The organism is Myxococcus sp. AM009, assembly GCF_013372605.1.
GTDB lineage: Bacteria > Myxococcota > Myxococcia > Myxococcales > Myxococcaceae > Myxococcus > Myxococcus vastator.
The window spans coordinates 62,242-84,887 of sequence record NZ_JABXEP010000012.1; the positions used below are offsets into that span (position 1 = coordinate 62,242).

A 22,646-nucleotide genomic window follows, 5' to 3' on the forward strand; every position below is an offset into this window, starting at 1 on the left:
ACGAACGGTTCGGATGAAGACACCCAGAGAGGGCGCGCGGCGTGGGCGTCCCCTCTGTCCTGAGGTATCCCCCAAGGGCTTGAGCTTCAATTACGTGATCCCTCCAGCATTTTCTTTGTCGCTTGGCGGCTGTGCCCAACACCTCGGTCCGCCTGCCTCGTACTTCTTCCTCCACTGGGTTCATCGTCCTGTCTGGGTCACCCTGCGTACCCATCTGCTGGTGCGGTCTGTCTCACGTTGACAGAGAGGGATGCCCCAGGACTTCGGCTAGTGCACTCGCGAGCGCAGCGACCCCTGGTGTGCGCAGGACGCTGTAGTGGTCTCCCGGCACTTCACGCACCTCCACTCGGGGGGCGTAGTGGCTCCAGCCTCGGTCCGCTGGCTCCGCGGGCTCCAACTCCGTGTGGCTGCCACGGAGCACCGCGAGCGGGCCCGCGTAGGAGCCCAGCGTGTGTTTTTGAAGCGCACGGGCGTTGGCGGTGAAGACACGAAGCAGCGCGTGGAGTTGCTCCGTGTCCGCGCCTGGGATGAGGACACCCGCCTCGCGGCCCTCCTGAAGCACTCGCTCCAGCAGGGTCTTCGCGTCACCCACGGGAGCCTCCGAAGTCGTCGTCGGAGCGATTCCGGCCGTGCGCGCCAGGTCCAGCGCGAACATCGTCGCCGCGGCCAAGTCGTCGTCGGTCGCTACGCCACGGGCCAGCGAGGTGGAGCTGGGCTCAATCAGGGCGAGGACGTCCACCGTCTCGCCGCGCGTCTGGAGCATTCGGGCCATTTCAAAGGCAATCACGGCTCCGAGCGACCAGCCTCCCAACCGGTACGGGCCCTGTGGCTGAACGGTGCGGATGGCGTCCACGTAGCTGGCCGCCATCGCTTCAATGGACGTGTTCGGCGACAATGTCCCGTCGAGCCCCTGGGCCTGCAGGCCGTAGAAGGGCTGCTCGGGGCCGAGCCTCCGGGCAAGCTCGGTGTAGCAGAACACCGTTCCTCCGACGGGGTGGACGCAGAAGAAGGGCGCTCGCGAGCCACTGCGTTGAATGGGAACGAGCGGCGTCCATGGAGCGGGCTCGCGCCGCAGGAAGGCGGCCAGCCCTTCGACGGTCGGCGCCTGGAAGAGCGCCGTCACTGGCAGCGCTCGGCCCGTGCGCGCGCGCAACATGGACATCAGCCGCACCGCGAGCAGCGAATGGCCACCGAGCTCGAAGAAGTCGCTCCTCGCGCCGATCGGCGTGACCCCGAGCAGTTCCTCAAAAATGCGGGCCAACTCCAGCTCGTGAGTATCGCGCGGTGCGATGTACGCCACCCGCTGAGTCGACGTCTCCTCCGGTACGGGCAAGGCCCTCCGGTCCACCTTGCCGCTCGTGTTCAGCGGAAGGGCCTCCAGCATGACGATGGCCGAGGGCACCATGTACTCGGGCAGCCGCTCTTTCAGGAGGCCTCGCAGCACCTCGGTGTCCAGCTCGGGCTGGTCCTCTGGGCGTGACGCGTCGGGCACGACGTAGGCCACCAGTCGCTGGAAGCCCGGTACGTCCTCTCGGACTTGCACGACGGTGTCCCGAACCGCAGGGAGCAGGCGCAGCGCGGCTTCGATTTCTCCCAGCTCGATGCGGAAGCCGCGCACCTTCACCTGGAAGTCGACGCGGCCCAGGAACTCCAGCTCGCCCTGTGGCAGCCAGCGCGCCCGGTCTCCGGTCCGGTAGAGGCGTGTACCCGGCGCCGTGCTGAACGGGTCGGGGATGAAGCGCTCGGCGGTGAGCTCCGGCCGGTCCAGGTAGCCACGCGCCAGGCCGGCTCCACCGATGTAGAGCTCCCCAGGCACGCCCACGGGGGCTGGTTGAAGATTTGCATCCAGCACGTACGTCCGCACGTTCCCCAGCGGGCCGCCCAGGGTCGGAGGCAGCGGAGCTCCACGCACCGCGCGCACCGTCGAATCCACGGTGCACTCGGTGGGGCCGTAGACGTTGAAGCACTCGAGGTGAGGATGGGCGGACAGCCGGAGCCAGAGCGCCTTGTCCAGGGCTTCTCCTCCGGCCAGCACTCGCAAAGGCCGGTGTGCCGCGAGGCCCTCGTCCAGCAGCAGACGCAGCAGCGACGGTGCGCAGTCCAGCACGTCAACGTCATTCCGCTCGATCCACGCCAGCATGGCACCCGCATCCTCACGAGCGGCCTGTGGAACCACGCACAGCGCATGTCCGTCCGCGAGCTGCACCAACTGCTGCACGGAGGCGTCGAAAGACAGGGATGCGTTGAGGCTGACGCGGAGGGGCTTGTCCACCCCTGCGTAGGCAGTGGCCGCCAGCGCCGCGCGCAGGTTCATCACGGAGGCGTGCTGCACCATGACGCCCTTGGGCATCCCGGTGCTCCCCGAGGTGTAGATGACGTAGGCGAGGTGCTGGGGCCCGCTGAGCCGCGGTGGATTGGACTCTGGCCGCGGCTCGTTCGTGGAAGCGGAGTCCTCCACGCAGAGGACCTCCACTGTGTGCCCGGCGAGCTTGTCCGCGACCCGCTGCTGCGTGAGCACCCAGCCGACCTTCGAGTCGCTCACCATGTACGCCAAGCGCCGGTCAGGATAGGCCGGGTCCATGGGGACGTAGGCGCCACCCGCCTTGAGGATGGCGAGGATGGCGACGACCATGTCGACCGAGCGCTCCATGCACAGGCCCACGCGAGCCTCTGGGACCACGCCGCGAGCGCACAGCGTCCAGGCGAGCCGGTTGGCGCGGCGATTGAGCTCCGCATACGTCAGCGAGCGCTCATCATCGAGGACGGCGAGTGCTTCGGGGGTGAGGGCCACACGGTCCTCGAACCGCTCATGCAGGCAGCCCTCCCAGTCGACCTCCCGGCGCGTGTCATTCCAAGTTTCCAGCAACGTGTTGCGTTCAGTCGCTGGAAGCAGCGCCGCCTGCTCGTAGCGGCCATGAGGCTCCGCGGCCACGGCCTCCAAGGCGCGCAGGTAGTAGTGCCCCAGTTCCCGCGTCCGCTCCGCTTCGTGCCGAGTGCCCGTTGTGGAGATGGAGATCGACAGCGACGACGTGTCGGGGTCCTGGGTGAAGGTGACGCCCAGGGGCAGCTCCATCCAGGCGGCGCCCAGCATTTCGCCCAAGAAGCGCAGCCCCTTCTGTTGGGAAAGCCCTCCCGCGACGTGGAAGTGGATGAAGTTGAAGAGGGTGTCGAACAGCGGCTGACCGCCGCGCTGCTGCTGGAGCCGCGCCATGGGGTAGCGGCGGTGCGGCATCAACTCCTGCTCATGCTTCGCGACCTGCTGGATGAGCTCCAGCCACGTGCCCCCGTGCAGCGTCACCGGGAAGGGGACGCTGTTGAGGAACAGGCCAATCATCCGCTCACCGTCGATGACCTCCGGACGGCCGTTGGTGACGATGCCGGTGACGACGGAGGTGCTGCCTTCGACGAAGCCGCGGACGCGCAGGTGCACAGCCAGCAACACCGTCTTGAGGGAGACGCCCGCCTCGTGGGCCACGCGGAGCAAGGCCTGCTGGAGCGGGGCGGGGATACGCACGTCGTGGTTGTGCAGCACGCGTTCGTCGTCCCTGGTCCGGCTCGGGCTGTGACTCGCGGCGTCCACGCCGTCCATGCGGCTGGCCCAGAAGCGCTCACTCTCCGCGGACTGCTGGGCTTCGCGCTCCAGCGCCACGAACTGCCGGTAGGTGGCGGCCGGGGACGGCGCGGCGGGGGCGTCGGTCCCCTCCAGCAACTCGAGGTAGCGGCCGAAGAGCTCCGAGAACAGGGTCGCGGCGCTCCAGCCATCGAGGATGGCGTGGTGGAAGAGGATGGTCAGCTGAACGCTGCGTCCCGTGCGGCGATGCACGGCGACGCGGAGCAAGGGCGCCTGGGTCCACTCGAAGGGCTTGAGGCGCTCGGCTTCCACCCACTCGCGCAGGAAGGACTCCTGTTCGGAGGGCTCCAGGTGACGGAGGTCCTCGATGCGCAGCGGCGGCGCGACGTGCCGGTGGACGAGTTGGAGGGGCTCCTCGTAGCCGTCCAGGTGGAAAGAGGTGCGCAGGATGGCGTGACGCGCAATCAGCTCCTGAAACGCCTGACGCAGCAGCGGCTCATGCAGCGCCAGCTCCAGGTGGAAGCTGAACATGTCGTGGTAGATGCCAGCCGAGGCATCCAGCGCGCTCTCGAAGAGCATTCCCGACTGGAGCGCCGCCAGTGGGTAGGCATCCTCCACATCTTCCGGCAGCCGCTTTCGCTCCGCTTCGGACACGAGGCCGAAGGGCGCCACGTCATGAGCGGAGGCGGCCCCTCCGGTGTGCTTCACCGCACCGGAGAGCTGGCGGATGGTGGGATGCTGGAGCAGCTCCAGGATGGGCAACTCCAGGCCCCGCTCGCGCAGCTTCGCGATGACCTGGATGCTGCGAATGGAGTCTCCACCCAGCTCGAAGAAGCTGTCGTCGATGCCGACCTGGCGAAGGCCCAGGACCTCGGCCCAGATGTCGGCGATGGCCTGCTCTGATTCATCTCGGGGAGCCTCGAAGGATGCTCCTGGCCGCACTCGGTCCGCGTCGGGCGCGGGCAGGGCCTTGCGGTCCACCTTGCCGTTGGCCGACAGCGGGAGGGTCTCCATCGGGACGAAGAGGGCGGGGACCAGGTACTCGGGCAGCTTGCGCAGGACGTGGTCGCGCAGGGCTCGAGGATCCACCGAGTCCACCCCGTCTTCGCCCACCACGTAGGCCACGAGGCGCTTGTCGCCAGGAGCGTCCTCCCGAGCGAGGACGACCGCCTCCTGGACACCCGGAGCCTGCAGGAGGACAGACTCGATTTCGCCCAGCTCGATGCGGAAGCCGCGCACCTTCACCTGGAAGTCAGAGCGGCCGAGGAACTCCAGCGAGCCGTCGGCCCGCCAGCGGACGAGGTCCCCCGTGCGGTAGAGGCGAGCGCCGGGCGTTTCCGAGAAGGGGTGGGGGAGGAACTTCTCGGCCGTCAGCTCCGGGCGGTGGAGGTAGCCCCAGGCGAGGCCGTCCCCCCCGACGAAGAGCTCGCCAGGGACGCCGACGGGGACGGGCTCCATGCGCGAGTCGAGGACGAAGGCGGAGGAGTGCGCCAGGGGCCTGCCGATGGGGACGGAGGTGCCGAAGGACTGGCCCGCGCGGAGGGAGTGTGTGGCGGAGAAGGTGGTGTTTTCGGTGGGGCCGTAGCCGTTGACGAGGACGGCGCCGTGGGGAATGCGCTCCAGGTGCTGACGGACGCGAAGCGGAGGCAAGACGTCCCCGCCAGCGAGGACCTGCCGGACAGTGGCCAAGGCGGTGCCCTGGTGAAGCACCATCTGCTCGAAGAGGGCGGCGGTGAGCCAGAGGGTGGAGACGCGGTGTTGAGTCAGGAGCGCGGCGAGCTCGTCAAGGGAGGGCGAGTGGGGCGGGGCGAGGACGAGGCGAGCGCCGTGAAGCAGGGCGCCCCAGAGCTCCAGGGTGGAGGCGTCGAAGGCGACGGGTGCGAGCTGGAGGAAGACTTCGTCGGGGCCGAAGTGGATGAAGGGATTGGCGAGGACGAGGCGAGCGACGGCGCGGTGAGGAACGCAGACGCCCTTGGGCCGGCCGGTGCTGCCGGAGGTGAACATGACGTAGGCGAGGTCATCTCCGCCCACGGTCACGGAGGGAGGCGCGTCATGTGGCAGGGCGGCGATGAGGTCCGCGTCCGTGTCCACGCAGACCATCAGGCCACCCGAGCTGGGCAGCTCATCCGCGAGCGACTCCTGCGTCACGAAGACGCTGACGCCGGCCTCCTGAAGCAACAACGAGACGCGCTCAGCAGGGTAGTGGTGGTCGATGGGCACGTAGGCGCCGCCGGCCTTGAGGATGGCGAGAAGGCCCACCACCAGGTCCGGCGAGCGCTCCAGGCACAGGCCCACGCGGGTGCCTCGGGAGACGCCGTATGCGCGCAGATGGTGCGCGAGCTGATTCGCGCGGCGCTCCAGCTCCGCGTAGGTGACGACGCGCTCACCCATGACGAGCGCCACTGCGTCCGGCGTGCGAGCCACCTGCTCCGAGAAGTGCGCGTGAATCGGCGTGTCTCGCGGGAACTCGGCGGACGTCGCGTTCCAGGCGACCAGGAGTTGCTGACGCTCCTCGGCGCGCAGCAGGGGCAACCCAGCCAGGCGCTGGTGCTCATCCGCGACGACGGCCTCCAGCAGCGTGCGGAAGTGCCCCATCATGCGCTCGGCCGTGGAGGCCTCGAACAGGTCGGTGTTGTAGTTCAGCGCGCCGGAGAGCCCCTCCGGCGTCTCTTCCAGCAGGAGGCTCAGGTCGAACTTGACGGTCTCCAGCTCCGTCTCCAGCACGTGCAGCGACAGCCCGGGGAGCTCCAGGCGCACGGGTGGCGTGTTCTGCAGGGTGAAGGTGACCTGGAAGAGCGGCGAGCGGCTCGGGTCTCTCGCGGGTTGCAACACCTCGACCAGCTTCTCGAACGGTACGTCCTGGTGCTCGGAGGCACCCAGCGTCGCCGCCTTCACCTGCGCCAACAGCTCTTGGAAGGTGAGCTCTGGCGACAGGCGGGCACGGAAGACCAGCGTGTTGACGAAGAAGCCGATGAGCCCTTCCAGCTCAGGCCGGGTGCGGCCGGCGATGGGCGAACCGACGCAGACGTCCTGCTGGCCGGAGTAGCGCGAGAGCAGCAACTGCCAGGTGGCCAGCAGCACCATGAAGGGCGTGGCCTCCTGGCGGCGCGCCAGCGCTGTCACCGCTTCGGAGAGCGCCGTCGGCATGTTCACCGGGAGGAGCGCTCCCCGGTAGGTCTGCACCGCCGGGCGCGGCCTGTCGGTGGGCAGCTCCAGCGCAGCGGGGGCTCCGGCGAGCTGCTCACGCCAGTAGCTCAGCCGTGACTCCAGCACGGGCCCCTGCATCCACTCGCGCTGCCAGAGGGCATAGTCGGCGTACTGCACCGGAAGCGGAGGGAGCTGTGCCTCTCGGCCCTGGAGGGCGGCTTCGTAGCCCTCCGCCACCTCGCGCACCAGGACACCCACGGACCAGCCGTCGGACACGATGTGGTGCATCGTCACCAGCAGGACGTGCCTGTCCGAAGCCAGCCGCAGCAAGCGGGATCGGAAGAGCGGGCCGAGCACCAGGTTGAACGGGAGGTGGGCCTCCTCGGTCGCGAGCTGGCGCGCCCGGGCATCGCGCTCACTGTCGGGCAGGGTGGAGAGGTCCGTGGTGGGCAACTCCAGGGCCGTGAGCGGATGGACGACCTGGACCGGCAGGTCCCCCTCGTTCCGGAACGTCGTGCGCAGCGCCTCGTGCCGCTGCACCACCCTCAGCAGGGTCTGCTCCATCGCGCGGACGTCGAGCGCTCCGTCGATGGCCACCGCCGCCGGGTTGTTGTACGTCGCGGTGTCGGGTGTCAGTTGCTCCATCACCCACAGCCGCTGTTGGACAAAGGACTGAGGCAGTGGCCGGTCGCGTGACGCGGCCCGGAGGGGCGGCAGGGCCCCCGCGGCGCCGCGGGCCCGCTCGGAGTCCAGACGCGCGGCCAGCGCCGCCACCGTGCTCTGCTCGAAGAGGGCCCGCAGCGGCAGGTCGACGTCGAAGTCCTGGCGCAGCCGCGTCACCAATTGGGTGGCCAGGAGCGAATGGCCACCGAGCGCGAAGAAGTCATCCTCGGCGTTGACCGTCTCGACATGCAGCAGCGTGGCCCAGTGGGCGGCGATACGACGCTCCGTGTCCGTGCTGAGCGGTCGCGCGGCGGCGTGCCGAGGCGCTTCCGGTGCCGGCAGGGCCCCGCGGTCCAGCTTGCCATTGGGGGTGAGTGGCAGGGCCGCCAGTGTGACGAAGGCCGAGGGCACCATGTGCTCGGGCAGCCGCTCGCGGAGGTACGGGCGGAGCGTCCCGGCGTCCACGACGGCGGCCCCCTCCGCGTCCGCGACCACGTAGGCCACCAGGCGTTGCAGCCCTGGCGTGTCTTCGCGCACCAGGACCACGGTGTCGCGAACCGCGGGGTGTTGGCGCAGCGCGGACTCAAGCTCTCCCAATTCGATGCGGAAGCCGCGCACCTTCACCTGGAAGTCAATGCGACCCAGGAACTCAAGCTCGCCTTGGGGGAGCCAGCGCGCCCGGTCTCCTGTCCGATAGAGGCGGGTGCCGGGGACGGCGCTGAACGGATTGGGAATGAACCGTTCAGCGGTGAGCTCGGGACGACTCAGGTATCCACGCGCCAGGCCCGCTCCACCGATGTAGAGCTCGCCTGGAACGCCTACCGGCACAGGCTGCAGGTACGCGTCCAGCACGTAGGTCCGCGCGTTCGCCAACGGACCGCCCAGCGATGGAGGCAGGGACGCTCCGCGCACGGGACTCAGCGTGGAGTCCACGGTGCACTCCGTGGGGCCGTAGACGTTGAAGCACTCGAGGTGAGGATGGGCGGAGAGTCGGGCCCAGAGCGCTTCGTCCAATGCCTCGCCGCCAGCCAGTACGCGCAACGGGCGGTGTGCGGCCAGGCCCTCGTCCAGAAGCAGCCGCAGTTGCGAGGGAGCGCAGTCCAGCACGTTCACGCCATGCCGCTCCAACCACGCCAACATCAGGTGGGTGTCCTCGCGCGTTTCTTGTGACATCACGCACAGCGCATGTCCGTCCGCGAGCTGCACCAACTGCTGTACGGAGGCGTCGAAGGACAGGGATGCGTTGAGGCTGACGCGGAGGGGCTTGTCCACCCCTGCATAGGCGGTGGTTGCCAGCGCCGCGCGCAGGTTCATCACCGAGGCGTGCTGCACCATGACGCCCTTGGGCATCCCGGTGCTCCCCGAGGTGTAGATGACGTAGGCGAGGTGCTGGGGCTCGCTGCGTCGCGGTGGGTTGGACGCGTCCCGCGAACCGCTCACGAGCGCTGCGTCGTCCACGCAGAGGACCTCCGCCTTGTGCCCGGTGAGCTTGTCCGCGACTCGCTGCTGAGTGAGCACGCAGCCGACCTGCGAGTCGCTCATCATGTAGGCCAGGCGATGGGCGGGATAGGCCGGATCCATGGGGACGTAGGCGCCACCCGCCTTGAGGATGGCGAGGACACCAACGACCACATCGACCGAGCGCTCCAGGCACAGGCCCACGCGAACCTCGGGCCCCACGCCGCGAGCGCGCAGCGTCCAGGCGAGCTGGTTGGCGCGGCGGTTGACGTCGGCGTAGGTGAGCGAGCGCTCATCGTCCAGCACTGCGAGCGCATCGGGAGAATGCGCCGCGCGGTCCTCGAACCGCTCATGCAGGCAGCCCTCCCAGGCGACCTCCCGGCGCGTGTCATTCCATGTTTCCAGCAGGGTGTCGCGGTCGGCCGGTGGCAGCAGCGTAGCCTGCTCGTAGCGGCCATGCGGCTCCGCGGCCACGGCCTCCAAGGCGCGCAGGTAGTAGTGCCCCAGCTCCCGCGACCGCTCCGCTTCGTGCCGGTTGCCAGTGGTGGCGATGGAGACCGATAGCGACGAGGTGTCGGGGTCCTGGGTGAAGGTGACGCCCAGGGGGAGCTCCATCCAGGCGGCGCCCAGCATCTCGTCCACGAAGCGCAGGCCCTTCTGTTGGGAAAGCCCTCCCGCGACGTGGAAGTGGATGAAGTTGAAGAGCGTGTTGAACAGCGGCTGACCGCCGCGCTGCTGCTGGAGCCGCGCCATGGGGTAGCGGCGGTGCGGCATCAGCTCCTGCTCATGCTTCGCGACTCGCTGGATGAGCTCCAGCCAGGTGCCTCCAGGCAGCGTCACCGGGAAAGGCACGCTGTTGAGGAACAGGCCAATCATCCGCTCACCGTCGACGACCTCCGGACGGCCGTTGGTGACGATGCCGGTGACGACGGACGTGCTGCCTTCGACAAAGCCGCGGACGCGCAGGTGCACGGCCAGCAGCACCGTCTTGAGGGAGACGCCCGCTTCGTGAGCCACGCGGAGCAAGGCCTGCTGAAGCGGAACAGGGATGCGCACGTCGTGGGTGTGCAGCACGCGCTCTTCGTCCCGGGAGCGGGGCGGGCGCGGACTCGCTGGGTCCACGCCGTCCATGCGCCTCAGCCAGAAGCGCTCGCTCTCCGCGGACTGCTGGGCTGCGCGCTCCAGCGCCACGAACTGCCGGTAGGTGGCGGCCGGGGACGGCGCGACGGGGGCGTCAGTCCCCTCCAGCAACTCGAGATAGCGGCCGAAGAGCTCCGAGAGAAGGGTCGCGGCGCTCCAGCCATCGAGGATGGCGTGGTGGAAGACGATGGTCAGTTGGACGGTGGTCTCCGACCGGCGATGCACGCGGAGCCGCATCAGCGGTGCCTGGTTCCAGGTGAAGGGCTGGACGCGTTCCTTCTCCGCCCACGCCTGCATGCAGGCTGTTTGCTGGGCGGTCTCCAGGTGCCGGAGGTCTTCGAACTTCAGCGGCGGTTCAACTTCCCGGTGGACGAGCTGCAGGGGCTCTTCGTAGCCGTCCAGGTGGAACGACGTGCGCAGGATGGCGTGACGCGCGAACAGCTCCCGAAAGGCTTGCTGCAACAGCGGTTCGTTCAGCGCCATCTCCACATGGAAGCTGAACATGTCGTGGTAGATGCCGGCCGAGGCATCCAGCGCGCTCTCGAACAGCATGCCTGACTGGAGCGCGGCCAGCGGGTAGGCGTCCTCCACGTCCTCGGGCAGTCGCTGACGGTCGGCCTCGGACACGAGGCTGAACGGCGCGACCTGGCTCGCCGGGGACTCACTCGTGGCCTTGATGACGCCCGCGAGCTCGCGAATCGTCGGGCGCTGGAGCAGCTCCAGCGTGGGCAGCTCCAGGCCCTGTTCGCGCAGCTTCGCGATGACCTGGATGCTGCGGATCGAGTCGCCGCCCAGCTCGAAGAAGCTGTCGTCAATGCCGACCTGACGGAGGCCCAGGACCTCGGCCCAGATGTCGGCCAGGGTCTGCTCAGAGGCGTTTCGGGGCGCTTCGAAGGGCGTCCCTGTCCGGGCCACGTCCGCGTCGGGGGCGGGCAGCGCCCTGCGGTCCACCTTGCCGTTGGGCGACAGCGGCAGGACGTCCAGCGGCATGAACACCGCGGGCAGCATGTACTCGGGCAGCCGCGTCTTGAGGAACGTGCGGATGGCGCCCACGGCGTTCGCGGTCTGTTCTTCCGAACGCGCCGCGGCTGTGGGCACGAAGTACGCCACGAGGCGCTTGTCGCCAGGAGCGTCTTCCCGAGCGAGGACGACCGCCTCCTGGATGCCCGGGGCCTGCAGGAGGACAGCTTCGATTTCGCCCAGCTCGATGCGGAAGCCGCGCACCTTCACCTGGAAGTCGGAGCGGCCGAGGAACTCCAGCGAGCCGTCGGCCCGCCAGCGGACGAGGTCCCCCGTGCGGTAGAGGCGAGCGCCGGGCGTTTCCGAGAAGGGGTGGGGGAGGAACTTCTCGGCTGTCAGCTCCTGGCGGTGGAGGTAGCCCCAGGCGAGGCCGTCCCCCCCGACGAAGAGCTCGCCAGGGACGCCGACGGGGACGGGCTCCATGCGCGAGTCGAGGACGAAGGCGGAGGAGTGCGCCAGGGGCCTGCCGATGGGGACGGAGGTGCCGAAGGACTGGCCCGCGCGGAGGGAGTGTGTGGCGGAGAAGGTGGTGTTCTCGGTGGGGCCGTAGCCGTTGACGAGGACGGCGCCGTGGGGAATGCGCTCCAGGTGCTGGCGGACGCGAAGCGGAGGCAGGACGTCCCCGCCAGCGAGGAGCTGCCGGACAGCGGCCAAGGCGGTGCCCTGGTGAAGCACCATCTGCTCGAAGAGGGCGGCGGTGAGCCAGAGGGTGGAGACGCGGTGTTGAGTCAGGAGCGCGGCGAGCTCGTCAAGGGAGGGCGAGTGGGGCGGAGCGAGGACGAGGCGAGCGCCGTGAAGCAGGGCGCCCCAGAGCTCCAGGGTGGAGGCGTCGAAGGCGACGGGTGCGAGCTGGAGGAAGACTTCGTCGGGGCCGAAGTGGATGAAGGGATTGGCGAGGACGAGGCGAGCGACGGCGCGGTGGGGAACGCAGACACCCTTGGGCCGGCCGGTGCTGCCGGAGGTGAACATGACGTAGGCGAGGTCATCTCCGCCCATGGCCACGGAGGGAGGCGCGTCATGTGGCAGGGCGGCGATGAGGTCCGCGTCCGTGTCCACGCAGACGCGCTTGCTGTTGGATGCAGGGAGCCCCTCGGCCAGTGACTTCGTCGTGACGAGCACGCCAACACCGGCCTCCTGAAGCAGCAAGGAGATGCGCTCAGCGGGGTAGTGGTGGTCGATGGGCACGTAGGCGCCGCCCGCCTTGAGAACGGCGAGCAGGCCCACCACCAGGTCCGGTGAGCGCTCCAGGCACAGGCCCACGCGGGTGCCTCGGGAGACGCCGGATGCTCGCAGGTGATGCGCCAGTTGATTCGCGCGGCGCTCCAGCTCCGCGTAGGTGACGACATTCTCACCCTTGATGAGCGCCACTGCGTCCGGCGTGCGGGCCGCCTGCTCGGAGAAGAGCGCGTGAATCGGCGTGTCTCGCGGGAACTCGGCGGACGTCGCGCTGCCGTCGGCCAGGAGTTGCTGGCGCTCCTCGGTGCGTAGCAGCGGCAGCTCGGAGAGGCGCTGGTCGGCGTTCTCCACGACGCTCTCCAGCAGCCGCACGTAGTGGCGCTCCATCCGTTCAACAGTCTTCGCGTCGAACAGGTCCGCGCAGTACTCGATGCGGCCGATGAACCGGTCCGGCCGGTCCTCGCGCAGCTCCATCAGCAGGTCGAACTGGGACGCGCCCAGGTCCAGCTCCACGTAGCGCGCGAGCAGGCCCGGAATCCGCAAGGCTGGCTGCGGCACGTTCTGGAGGACGAAGACGGCCTCGAAGAACGGGTTGCGGCTGGGGTCGCGAGGCGGTTGCAGCTCCTCCACCAACTTGTCGAAGGGCACGTCCTGGTGCGAGTAGGCCTCCAGGCAGACCTGCCGCACCCGGTGCAGGAACGCGCGGAAGGTCGGGTCTCCCGCCGCATCCGCGCGCATCACCAGCATGTTGACGAAGAAGCCGATGAGCGGTTCGAGCTCGGGCGCCCGGCGGTTGGCGACCGGTGAGCCCACCGCGAAGTCCTGCTGGCCACTGTAGCGGTGCAGCAGCGCCTGGTAGGCCGCCATCAGGACCATGAACAGCGTCGCGCCTTCCTTCTGCGCCAGTTGCTTGAGCTTCCGCGCCAGCTCTGGCTCGAGCCGGAAGTGGTGCCATCCGCCGCGATACGTCTTCAGCGCCGGGCGGGGATGGTCCGATGGCACCCCCAGCGCGGGAGGCTGCGGCGTGAGCTGCCGCCGCCAGTAGTCGAGCTGGCCGGCGAGCTCCCGCGTCTCGAGCTGCTCGCGCTGCCACCGCGCATAGTCCGGGTACTGGAGCTCCAGCTCCGGCAGGGGCGAAGGCAGGCCCTCCTCGAAGGCCTTGTAGAGCGCCATCAACTCCTGAAGGAACACGCCCAGCGACCACTGGTCCGTCACGGAGTGGTGCAGCGTCAACAGCACCAGGGCGTGCTGCGCGTCGAGCCGCAGGATGCCGACCCGCAACAGGGGCCCGGCGGAGAGGTCGAACTCGAAGTTGGCCTCGGCGATGATGCGGCGGCGGACCTCGTCGCCCTGGGCCTCCAGGGACAACGTCGACAGGTCCTCCTCGGGAAGGGTGAGCTCCAGCGAGGGCGCGACCACCTGCACGGGGTCTCCGCCGTGGCTCCGCAGCGTCGTGCGCAGGGCTTCGTGACGGCGCACGACCTCGTTCACACAGCGCGTGAGCAGGGCCCGGTCCAGCCGCCCGAAGAACTCCACGCTCACGTGGACGTTGTAGGCAGCCATGCTGCTGGGATCCAGCTCATGCAGGACCCACAGGCGCTGCTGAGGGAAGGATGCCGGCGCGGGCTCGTTGCCTTCGCGCCGGACCAGGACGGGCGCCGTCGCGTGAGGCCGCGCCGACTGCTGCTCCTGGACGAGCAGGTCGAGGAGGGCGCGCTGCGCGGGAGAGAGCTGCTCGAGAGCCCGAGTGAGGTCAGTCATCGAAATCGATATCCAAAAGAGAGGGGGACCGGGTGCTCCAGCGGGGGCTGGAGCGTCCGTTCACGCGGCCTTTACGCCGCGGCGTCGAAGCTCTTCGGCGAGCTCCTGCTCGGAGACGCGGGTGACCCGGTCGAGCAGCTCGCGATAGAGGGATTCCTGTTGCCGCGCCTGGAGGTCGGCGATCGCCTTCGCCAGACCCGCCACGGTTGGCGACGTGAAGAGCAGCGCCAGATTCAGGTCCAACTGCAACCGTGAGCGCAGCCGCCCGACGACCTGCGTGGCGAGCAACGAGTGCCCGCCCAGCTCGAAGAAGTGGTCGTGCCGCGCCACCTGCTCGACGCCCAGCACCTCCTGCCACAGGCCCGCGATGAGGCGCTCCAGCTCGTTGGCGGGGGGCTCCTCGTCTCCGGTGCGGGCCTTGCGAGTGGTGACCTTGGACGGAGTGACGGCGCGCTGGAGCCACGCGGTCAGCCGACGTGACACGTCGCCCGTGGCCACCACCACCGGACCATCCAGGCCGCCCGTGACGACGCGCTGGAAGGCCTCGGTGGCCTCGGCCTCGGTCATCGCATACGGCGCGAGCTCTGGCGCTCCCGCGTCGTCAGCGCCAGCCGCGCGCGGCCACGGATCCCACGCCACGCTCATCCAGGGGGTTCCCGAGTCCCGGCTGCGGTGGGCCGCGAACGCGTCCACGAAGAGGTTGGCCGCCGTCGAAGGCGTGTCGTCGAACGGAGACAGCACGGCGGCCGACGCGGAGAACAGCATCACGAAGTCCAGCGCCCGGCCGCGCAGGACGTCCTCCAGCACGTAGGTGCCGCGCACCTTGGCGCGGAAGCGGGCCTCCGTGTCCGGGTTCGTCGTGGAGCGCGGAGGGAGGTCCGCGCAGTGCAGCACCCCGTGGAGCGCGCCGAAGCACTGGTCCACCTCGGCCAGGACTTCCCGCATCCAGCGCGGCTTGGACACGTCGGCGCTCAGGACGAGCACCTCGGCGCCATGTGACTCCAACTCACGCACGCGCTGGATGAGCAGGCTGGCGTCGTCGTCCTCGCCCTGGGTGGAAATCCAGTCGTCCCAGAGGCGGCGCGGAGGCAGCGGCGTGCGGCCCACCAGCGCCAGCCGCGCCTGCTTCGTGCGCGCCAGATGGCCGGCCAGCAGTAGGCCCACGCGGCCCAGGCCGCCGGTGATGAGGTACACGCCGCGCTCACGCAGCGGTCGCGCGGGGGCAGCCGTCTCCGTCAGCCGGACGGGCGACAGCTCCTGGACCCAGCGGCGTGAACCGCGCAAGGCCACCCGGAAGTCTCGTGCCTCCGTGGCAATCTCGGCGACGAGCTGCTCGGCCAGCGCCGGAGCGCCCTCTGCGCCAGGGAGGAGCACATCGATGCCGCGCGCGGTGATGTGCACCTGTTGCTGCGCCAGCACCTGGCAGGGGCCCAACAGGGGCGCCTTCTCCGGCAGGGCCTCCGCACGGCCGTCGGGGTCGAGCAGGTGGTTGGAGATGACCTCCAACCGCAGGGGGCGCGCATCCTTCAGTCCGGCAAGCGCTTGTCCCAGGTGGACCACGCTGGAGTAGCCCACCGCCTGCGCGGCCTGGAAGCGCGTGAGCACGGACTCGCGCTCGTCCCGCGGCGTGAGGCTCCACAGGTGGACGAATATCTCGGGGCGGGGTGTCGTGTCCGCCAGCGCGCTCAGCAGCGCGACGTAGTCTCCAGGTGCGCCCGGTGCCACGGTGAAGCGCCGCTCGCCGTCACGGGAGAACGCGGCGCCCGCGGAAACGGTGACGACGTGCTGTTCCGCCTCTTCCAGCCGCGAGACGAGCCGGGAGGCCAGCGGGCCTCCGTCGGTGAACACCACCCAGCACCGAGGTTGGGCGAGCGCGGAGGGCGCCAGCGTGGCCGGAGGCGTGCGCCGCCACGAGGGCAGGTGGAACCAGTCCGCGACGTCGGCCAGCTTGCGGGTGCCCGCGGCCTGTGAGGCCAGCAGCGCGGCGGACCGGTCCATCGGCGCGACCCAGTACCGCTGCCCCTCGAAGGGGTACGTGGGAAGGGAGACTCGCCGGACCGTCTCCGTTCCGTGCACGCCGCTCCAGTCCACCTCCACGCCCGCGAGCCACAGCCGTCCCAGCGCGCTCAGGAACACGGCCTCGTCCGGTTGATCGTCCTTGGGGTGTCGGGCGGAGGGGACGATGGTGCGCGCGCCGGCGGGCTCGCCCTGGAGCCGCGCCACGGCGGTCAGCGACTGCGCGGGGCCCACCTCCAGCAGCACCCGCGACGGGTCCTCCAGCAGCGCCTGCATGCCGTCCCGGAAGCGCACCGCGTGGCGCAGGTGGTCCACCCAGTACTGTGGCCGCGTCACCTCGTCTCCCGTGACGGGCCGGCCGGTGCGGCTGGAGATGTAGGGTCGCTCGGGCGGGCGGAGCGTCAGGCGGGACACGCGCTCGTGGAAGCGCGGCAGGATGCGCTCCAGCATCCGCGAGTGCGCCGCCGCCTCCACGTGCAACTGGCGGTGCTCCACGCCCCGCGCCGTCAGCTCCGTCATCAGTCGCTTCACCGCCGCCAGCGGGCCGGAGACCACGCACTGCGCGGGCGCGTTCACCGCCGCGAGGTCCAGCTCCTGGCCCAGCAGCGGCACCACCTCCGCCTCGGGGAGGCTGATGCTCAGCATGGACCCGGCGGGCAGCTCATCCATGAGCTGGCCACGAAGCGCCACCAGCGTCGCCGCGTCCTCCACCGACAGCACCCCGGCGAGGCACGCCGCCGCGTACTCGCCCAGGCTGTGGCCCAGCATCTGCTCCGGCTCCACGCCGCATGAGCGCCACAGCCGCGCCAGGGCGTACTCGGTCAGGAAGATGGCGGGCAGCGCGAGCGTGTTGCGGGAGAGCCCCGGCACCTCCTGAAGGGGCTCCTGATAGAGCACCGTGCGCAGGTCCACGCCCAGGTGCCGGTGCAGGACGCTGGCGACCTCGTCGGCGGCCTCTCGGAAGACGGGCTCCGTGCGGTACAGGCCCGCGCCCATGCCCAGGTGGTGGGTGCCGCCCCCTGGAAAGAGGAACGCCACGGGGCGGCCTCGCGACTCCTGCTTCAGCGTGGCCAGCCGCTCTGGCTCTTCGCCGCGCAGCACGCGGAGGGCGTGCTCCCGGTCCTTCACCACGGCGACGCGGCGGTGCTGGAAGGCCTGCCTCCCCACTTGCAGCGTGTAGGCCACGTCCTTCAGCGCCAGCTCCGGGTGCTGCTCCAGGTGGGTGGCCAGCGCCTCCGTCGCGGCATCCAGGGCGCTCTGTGTCTTCGCCGACAGCGGCAGCACGTACCAGGGACGGGCATCCGCGGTGGGGGCCACGGCGGGGGCCTCCTCCAGGATGAGGTGCGCGTTGGTGCCACCAATGCCGAAGGCGCTGACGCCGGCTCGGCGCGGGGAGGGGCCCGGCGCCCAGTCCCGCAGGGTCGCGTTGACGAAGAAGGGACTGGCGGCGAAGTCAATCTGCGGGTTGGGCGCCTGGAAGTGCAGCGTGGGCGGCAGCTTCCGGTGCTTCAGCGCGAGCACCGTCTTGATGAGGCTGGCGATGCCGGACGCGGCATCCAGGTGCCCGATGTTGGGCTTCACCGAGCCGAGCGCGCAGAAGCCCGTGTCCTTCGTGCTCGTCCTGAAGGCGCGGGTGAGCGCGCGCACCTCGATGGGGTCTCCCAACTGCGTCCCCGTGCCATGGGCCTCCACATAGCTGATGCTCCGCGCGTCCACCTCCGCGGTCAGCAGCGCGTCGCGGATGACGCGTGACTGGCCCTGGACGCTGGGCGCGTTGAAGCTGGCCTTCTGCGCGCCGTCGTTGTTGATGGCCGACCCGCGGATGACGGCGTGAACGGTGTCACCGTCGTTGAGCGCGTCCTCCAGGCGCTTGAGCACCACCAGCCCCGCGCCGTTGCCGAAGAGGGTGCCCTGCGCCTGCGCATCAAAGGCGCGGCAGCGTCCGTCTGGAGATGCAACACCACCAAATTGATACAGGTAGCCGGTGCGTTGGGGCGACTGGATGGCCACACCGCCCGCCAGGGCCATGCGGCATTCGCCCGCCAGGAGCGCCTGGGAGGCCAGGTGCACCGCCACCAGCGAGGTGGAGCAGGCGGTGTGCAGCGAATAGGCCGGGCCCTTCAGGTTGAGCCGGTGGGCCACCCGCGTGCTGAGGAAGGCCAGGTCGTTGCCGAGCCCCACCTCGAACGCGCCGAGCATCCCCAGCGCGGCCGGGTTGGAGAAGAGGTTGAAGATGTATGTGTTGGTGCGGGCACCCGCGTAGACGCCAATGTGCTCCCGGTAGCGCTCGGGGTCGTAGCCCGCGTCTTCCAACGCCGCCCAGGCGCACTCCAGGAAGACGCGCTGCTGCGGATCCATCACCTCGGCTTCCTTGGGCGTGATGCCGAAGAAGGCCGCGTCGAACAGGTCCGCGCCCTCGATGGGGGCCGCCGCGCGCACGTACTGCGGTGACTTGCGCAGCGCCGGGTCCTCCATGACGGAGGGCTCCAGCTCCGACTCCTGGAGGAAGGTGATGGACTCGACGCCGTCCCGAAGGTTCCGCCAGTACGCCTCGGCGTTACAGGCCCCGGGAAGGCGGCACGCCATCCCGATGATTGCAATCTCCAGCCCGTTCCAGCGGGTGTCGCCAGCCATGATTTCGTGAGTCGCCAAAGTGCTGACAGTAAAGCAGCTTTAAAAGTGAAAGTCGCTTCATCTGGCAAAACTTATAAGAAGCACAAAATAACTTTTACAAGGTAACTGAGATAAGCTGCTATCGCTGGGATACGGCTGAGGTTGCCACGGCAGGCAATGCCATACGGGTACCAGGCAGGGGTAGACAATCATGGGTCGTCACACCCGGTATGAGGGGGACGCGAGCCTCGCGGTCGCCATTGTCGGCATGGCCGCCCGCGTGCCCGGCGCCGAAGACGTGCAAGCCTTCTGGCGCCTGCTGCGTGAGGGCAGGGAAGCCATTACGTTCTTTACCAGTGAGGCGATGAAGGCCTTGGGCGTGGAGCCCGGCTGGCTCGCCAATCCCCACTTCGTACGGGCCGCGCCCGTCCTGGAGCGGCCGGGCCGCTTCGACGCGGCGCTGTTCGGGTACGCGCCGCGCGAGGCGGAGCTGCTGGACCCGCAGCATCGCATCTTCCTGGAGTGTGCCTGGTCGGCGCTGGAGCAGGCGGGCTACGCCCCAGGCAGGCTGGAAGTTTCCACTGGCGTCTTCGCGGGCTCCAGCCTGAGCAGCTACCTTTTGTTCAACCTGCTCTCGCGGGCGGAGTTCCAGCAGGCCGAGGACACGTTCCCGGCCATGGTGGGCAACGACAAAGACTTCCTCGCCACCCGCGTGGCCTACCACTTCAATCTCAAGGGGCCCGCCCTCACCGTGCAGACGGGGTGCTCCACGTCGCTGGTGGCCACGCACCTCGCCTGTCAAGCACTGCTGGGCTACCAGTGCGACGTGGCGCTCGCGGGCGGCGTGTCCGTGCACATGCCCCAGCGCGCGGGCTACCACTATCAGGACGGCGGCATCTCCTCGCCGGACGGGCACTGCCGCGCGTTCGACGCCAGGGGGCAGGGCACGCTCTTCGGCAGCGGCGCGGGCGTGGTGGTGCTCAAGCGCCTGGAGGACGCGCTCAACGACGGTGACACCATCCACGCTGTCATTCGCGGGTCGGCCATCAACAACGATGGCGCGCTGAAGGTGGGCTTCACCGCCCCCGGCGTCGAGGGACAGGCGGAGGTCATCGCTCGCGCCCAGGCCGTGGCGGAGGTGTCCCCGGAGTCCATCTCCTACGTGGAGGCGCATGGCACCGCCACGCCGCTGGGAGACCCGGTGGAGGTGCAAGCCCTCTCGGAGGCCTTCCGCGCGGGGACGGACAAGCGCGGCTTCTGTGGGCTGGGCTCGGTGAAGACCAACGTGGGTCACCTGGACGCGGCGGCGGGAGTCACCGGCCTGCTGAAGACGGTGCTCGCCTTGGAGCATGGCGAGCTTCCGCCCAGCCTCCACTACGAGCAGCCCAACCCGCGCATCGACTTCGCGAGCAGCCCCTTCTACGTCAACGCCACGCTCAAGCCGTGGCCGGAAGGGGAGACACCTCGGCGCGCGGGGGTGAGCTCGTTTGGAATTGGTGGCACCAACGCGCACGTCATCCTGGAGGAAGCGCCCGTCACGCTCGCGGGGGACGCGGCGCGCCCGTGGCAGCTCCTGGTCCTGTCCGCGAAGACGCCCTCGGCGCTGGAGTCCCAGACGGCCGCGCTGCTGGCGCACCTCAAGGCCCACCCGGAGCAGCAGCTCGCGGACGTGGCCTGGACGCTCGAGGTGGGGCGCAAGCCCATGGAGCTCCGCCGGGTGGTGGTCTGTGAAGATCGGGCAAGCGCCGTGGCGGCGCTGGAGTCCAGGGACCCGCAGCGCATCTTCACCCTGGCCCCGGGCAACGGCACGCCGTCGGCCGTGTTCATGTTCCCCGGCGGTGGCGCGCAGTACCCGGACATGGGCCGTGGCCTCTACGCCTCCGAGCAGGTGTTCCGCGAGGCCGTGGACCGCTGCTGCGAGCTCCTGATGCCACGGCTGGGGTTCGACCTGCGGCCAGTCATGTACCCGGACGCGACGAAGGCCGCGGAGGCCGTGCAGCGCCTCAAGCGCACCTCGCTGGCGCTGCCCGCGCTCTTCACCGTGGAATATGCGCTGGCGCGGTTGTGGCAATCCTGGGGCGTGAAGCCGGAGGCGCTCATCGGCCACAGCCTGGGCGAGTACGCCGCGGCCTGCCTCGCGGGCATCTTCTCGCTGGAGGACGCCCTGGCGCTGGTGGTGCTGCGCGGCCAGCTCTTCGAGGAGCTGCCAGGCGGCGGCATGCTCAGCGTCCCGTTGCCCGAAGCGGAGCTTCGTCCGTTGCTGGGGGACTCGCTGTCCATCGCCGCGATGAACGGGCCCGCCCAATGCGCGGTGGCTGGAACGGTGGAGGCCGTGGAGGCGTTGGCCGCGGAGCTGACGAACCGCGAGGTGGAGTTCCGTCACATCCCCATCGATGTGGCGGCGCACTCGCACCTGGTGGAGCCCATCCTCGCGCGCTTCCAGTCCTTCGTGGGGACCCTGACGCGCAGTGCCCCCACGCTGCCCCTTGTCTCCAACGTCACGGGCACGTGGATGACGCCCGAGGAGGCGGTGGACCCGGCGTACTGGACGCGGCACCTGCGGCAGACGGTGCGCTTTGGGGACGGCATCCGCACGCTGGCCACGCAGCCTGGCCGCGTCTACCTGGAGGTTGGTCCGGGCCGCACGCTGGGGACGCTGGCGCGCCTGCAGCTCAACGGGCCCAAAGCGCCCTCGGTGCTCTCCTCGCTGCGTCACCCTCAGGACCCGGTGCCGGATGACGCGTTCCTCTCCACCACCGTCGGCCGGCTCTGGGCGGCGGGCGTGGAGGTGGACTGGCGCGCGGTGCACGGCGGCGCCCGGCGGCTGCGCGTGCCGCTCCCGACCTATCCCTTCGAGGGGCAGGAGTACTGGCTGGCGCCGGAGGCGTCCTCCTCGCGTCGCAAGGGGCTCGCGCGCAAGAGCGCGGACGTGGCCGGCTGGTTCTATCTGCCGTCGTGGCAGCGCGCGCCGTTGCTGCCCAAGGCGGGGCCGGTGACGCCGCGCGGATGGATGGTCTACCAGGACGCGGGGGGCCTGGGGGCGGCCCTGGCGGAGCGGCTGGAGCGCCTGGGCCACGGCGTCGTCCGCGTGACGCCCGGCCCCGGTTTTCGTCAGGTGTCGGAGCGCGAGTTCACCGTGGATGGGCGAGCGCGTGAGGACCACGCCCGGTTGCTGAGCGTGTTGAAGGCTGGGGACTTCAACGTGGAGCGCGTGGTGTACCTCTGGAGCCTTGATGGGTCCGGGCCGGACTTCGACGAGGCCCAGGCGCGCGGCTTCCTGGGCGTGCTGCGGCTGGCGCAAGCCCTGTCTGGAGCGGAGCTGCCCGGGCTGGTGGAGTTGACGGTGGTGGGGCGCGAAGCGCTGGAGGTGGAGAGCGCAGATGCGGTGGCTCCGGAGCGCGCCACGCTGCCGGCGCTGTGCAAGGTGATTCCGCAAGAGCTGGACACCCTGGCGTGCCGCTACGTGGACGTCCGCGCGCCGTCGGTGGACGCCTTGGTGCGGGAGGTGACGTCGGACGCCTCGGAGCCGGTGGTGGCCTGGCGTGGCCCACACCGGCAGGTGCAGGCGTACGAGCCGCTGCGCATCGAAGCGGACACGCCGGTGTCCTGGCCCCTCAAGCAGCGCGGCGTCTATCTCATCACGGGCGGGCTGGGAGGCGTGGGCCTGCGGATGGCGGACTCCCTGGCGCGCACGAAGCAGGCGCGGCTGGTCCTGGTGGGGCGCTCTGGCGCGGAGCAGGACGCGGACGGCCGCCGTCAACGCGCGGTGCGGGCGCTGGAGGCCGCCGGCGCGGAGGTGCTGGTGGCGCGCGCGGACGTGGCGGATGAGGCGCAGTTGCGCGCGGTGCTGGCGGAGGTGGAGGCCCGCTTCGGCGCGCTGGATGGGGTCATCCACGCGGCGGGGCTCGCGGGCGACGGCGCGGTGGCGTTGCTGGGCGCCATGGAGCCGGAGACGTGCGCGCCGGCTACAAGCTGCTGGGCCTGTGGACGTACTTCACCGTGGGCGAGCAGGAGTGCCGCGCGTGGACCATCCACGAGGGCTACAAGGCCCCGCAGGCCGCTGGCGTCATCCACTCCGACT

Annotated in this window: 2 protein-coding genes and 2 pseudogenes; 2 read left to right on the forward strand and 2 right to left on the reverse strand. The window is 69.9% G+C overall.

The window, feature by feature from the left end; all coding sequences use genetic code 11:
- Positions 1–232: 232 nt before the first annotated feature.
- Positions 233–13,936 carry a non-ribosomal peptide synthetase gene (locus HV824_RS05305; protein WP_176422812.1) on the reverse strand — a complete coding sequence of 4,568 codons (13,704 nt, stop codon included), beginning with the start codon at positions 13,934–13,936 and terminating at the stop codon, positions 233–235.
- A 60-nt stretch (positions 13,937–13,996) separates the two neighbouring features.
- Positions 13,997–18,586, reverse strand: a complete 4,590-nt coding sequence (locus HV824_RS05310) for a type I polyketide synthase (RefSeq protein WP_176422813.1) — start codon at positions 18,584–18,586, stop codon at positions 13,997–13,999.
- Between the two features lie 190 nt (positions 18,587–18,776).
- Between HV824_RS05310 and HV824_RS05315 the strand changes: the two are divergent.
- Both HV824_RS05315 and HV824_RS05320 read left to right on the forward strand, forming a co-directional pair.
- A pseudogene (locus HV824_RS05315) lies at positions 18,777–22,484 on the forward strand (type I polyketide synthase); the annotation flags it as partial.
- 35 nt (positions 22,485–22,519) lie between these two features.
- Positions 22,520–22,646, forward strand: a pseudogene (locus HV824_RS05320) (DUF933 domain-containing protein); the annotation flags it as partial.

Excerpts from the sequence above, each read along its gene's own strand:
- HV824_RS05305 (WP_176422812.1), bottom strand. The coding sequence starts at position 13,936 with ATGACTGACCTCACTCGGGCTCTCGAGCAGCTCTCTCCCGCGCAGCGC.
- HV824_RS05310 (WP_176422813.1), bottom strand. The coding sequence starts at position 18,586 with ATGGCTGGCGACACCCGCTGGAACGGGCTGGAGATTGCAATCATCGGG.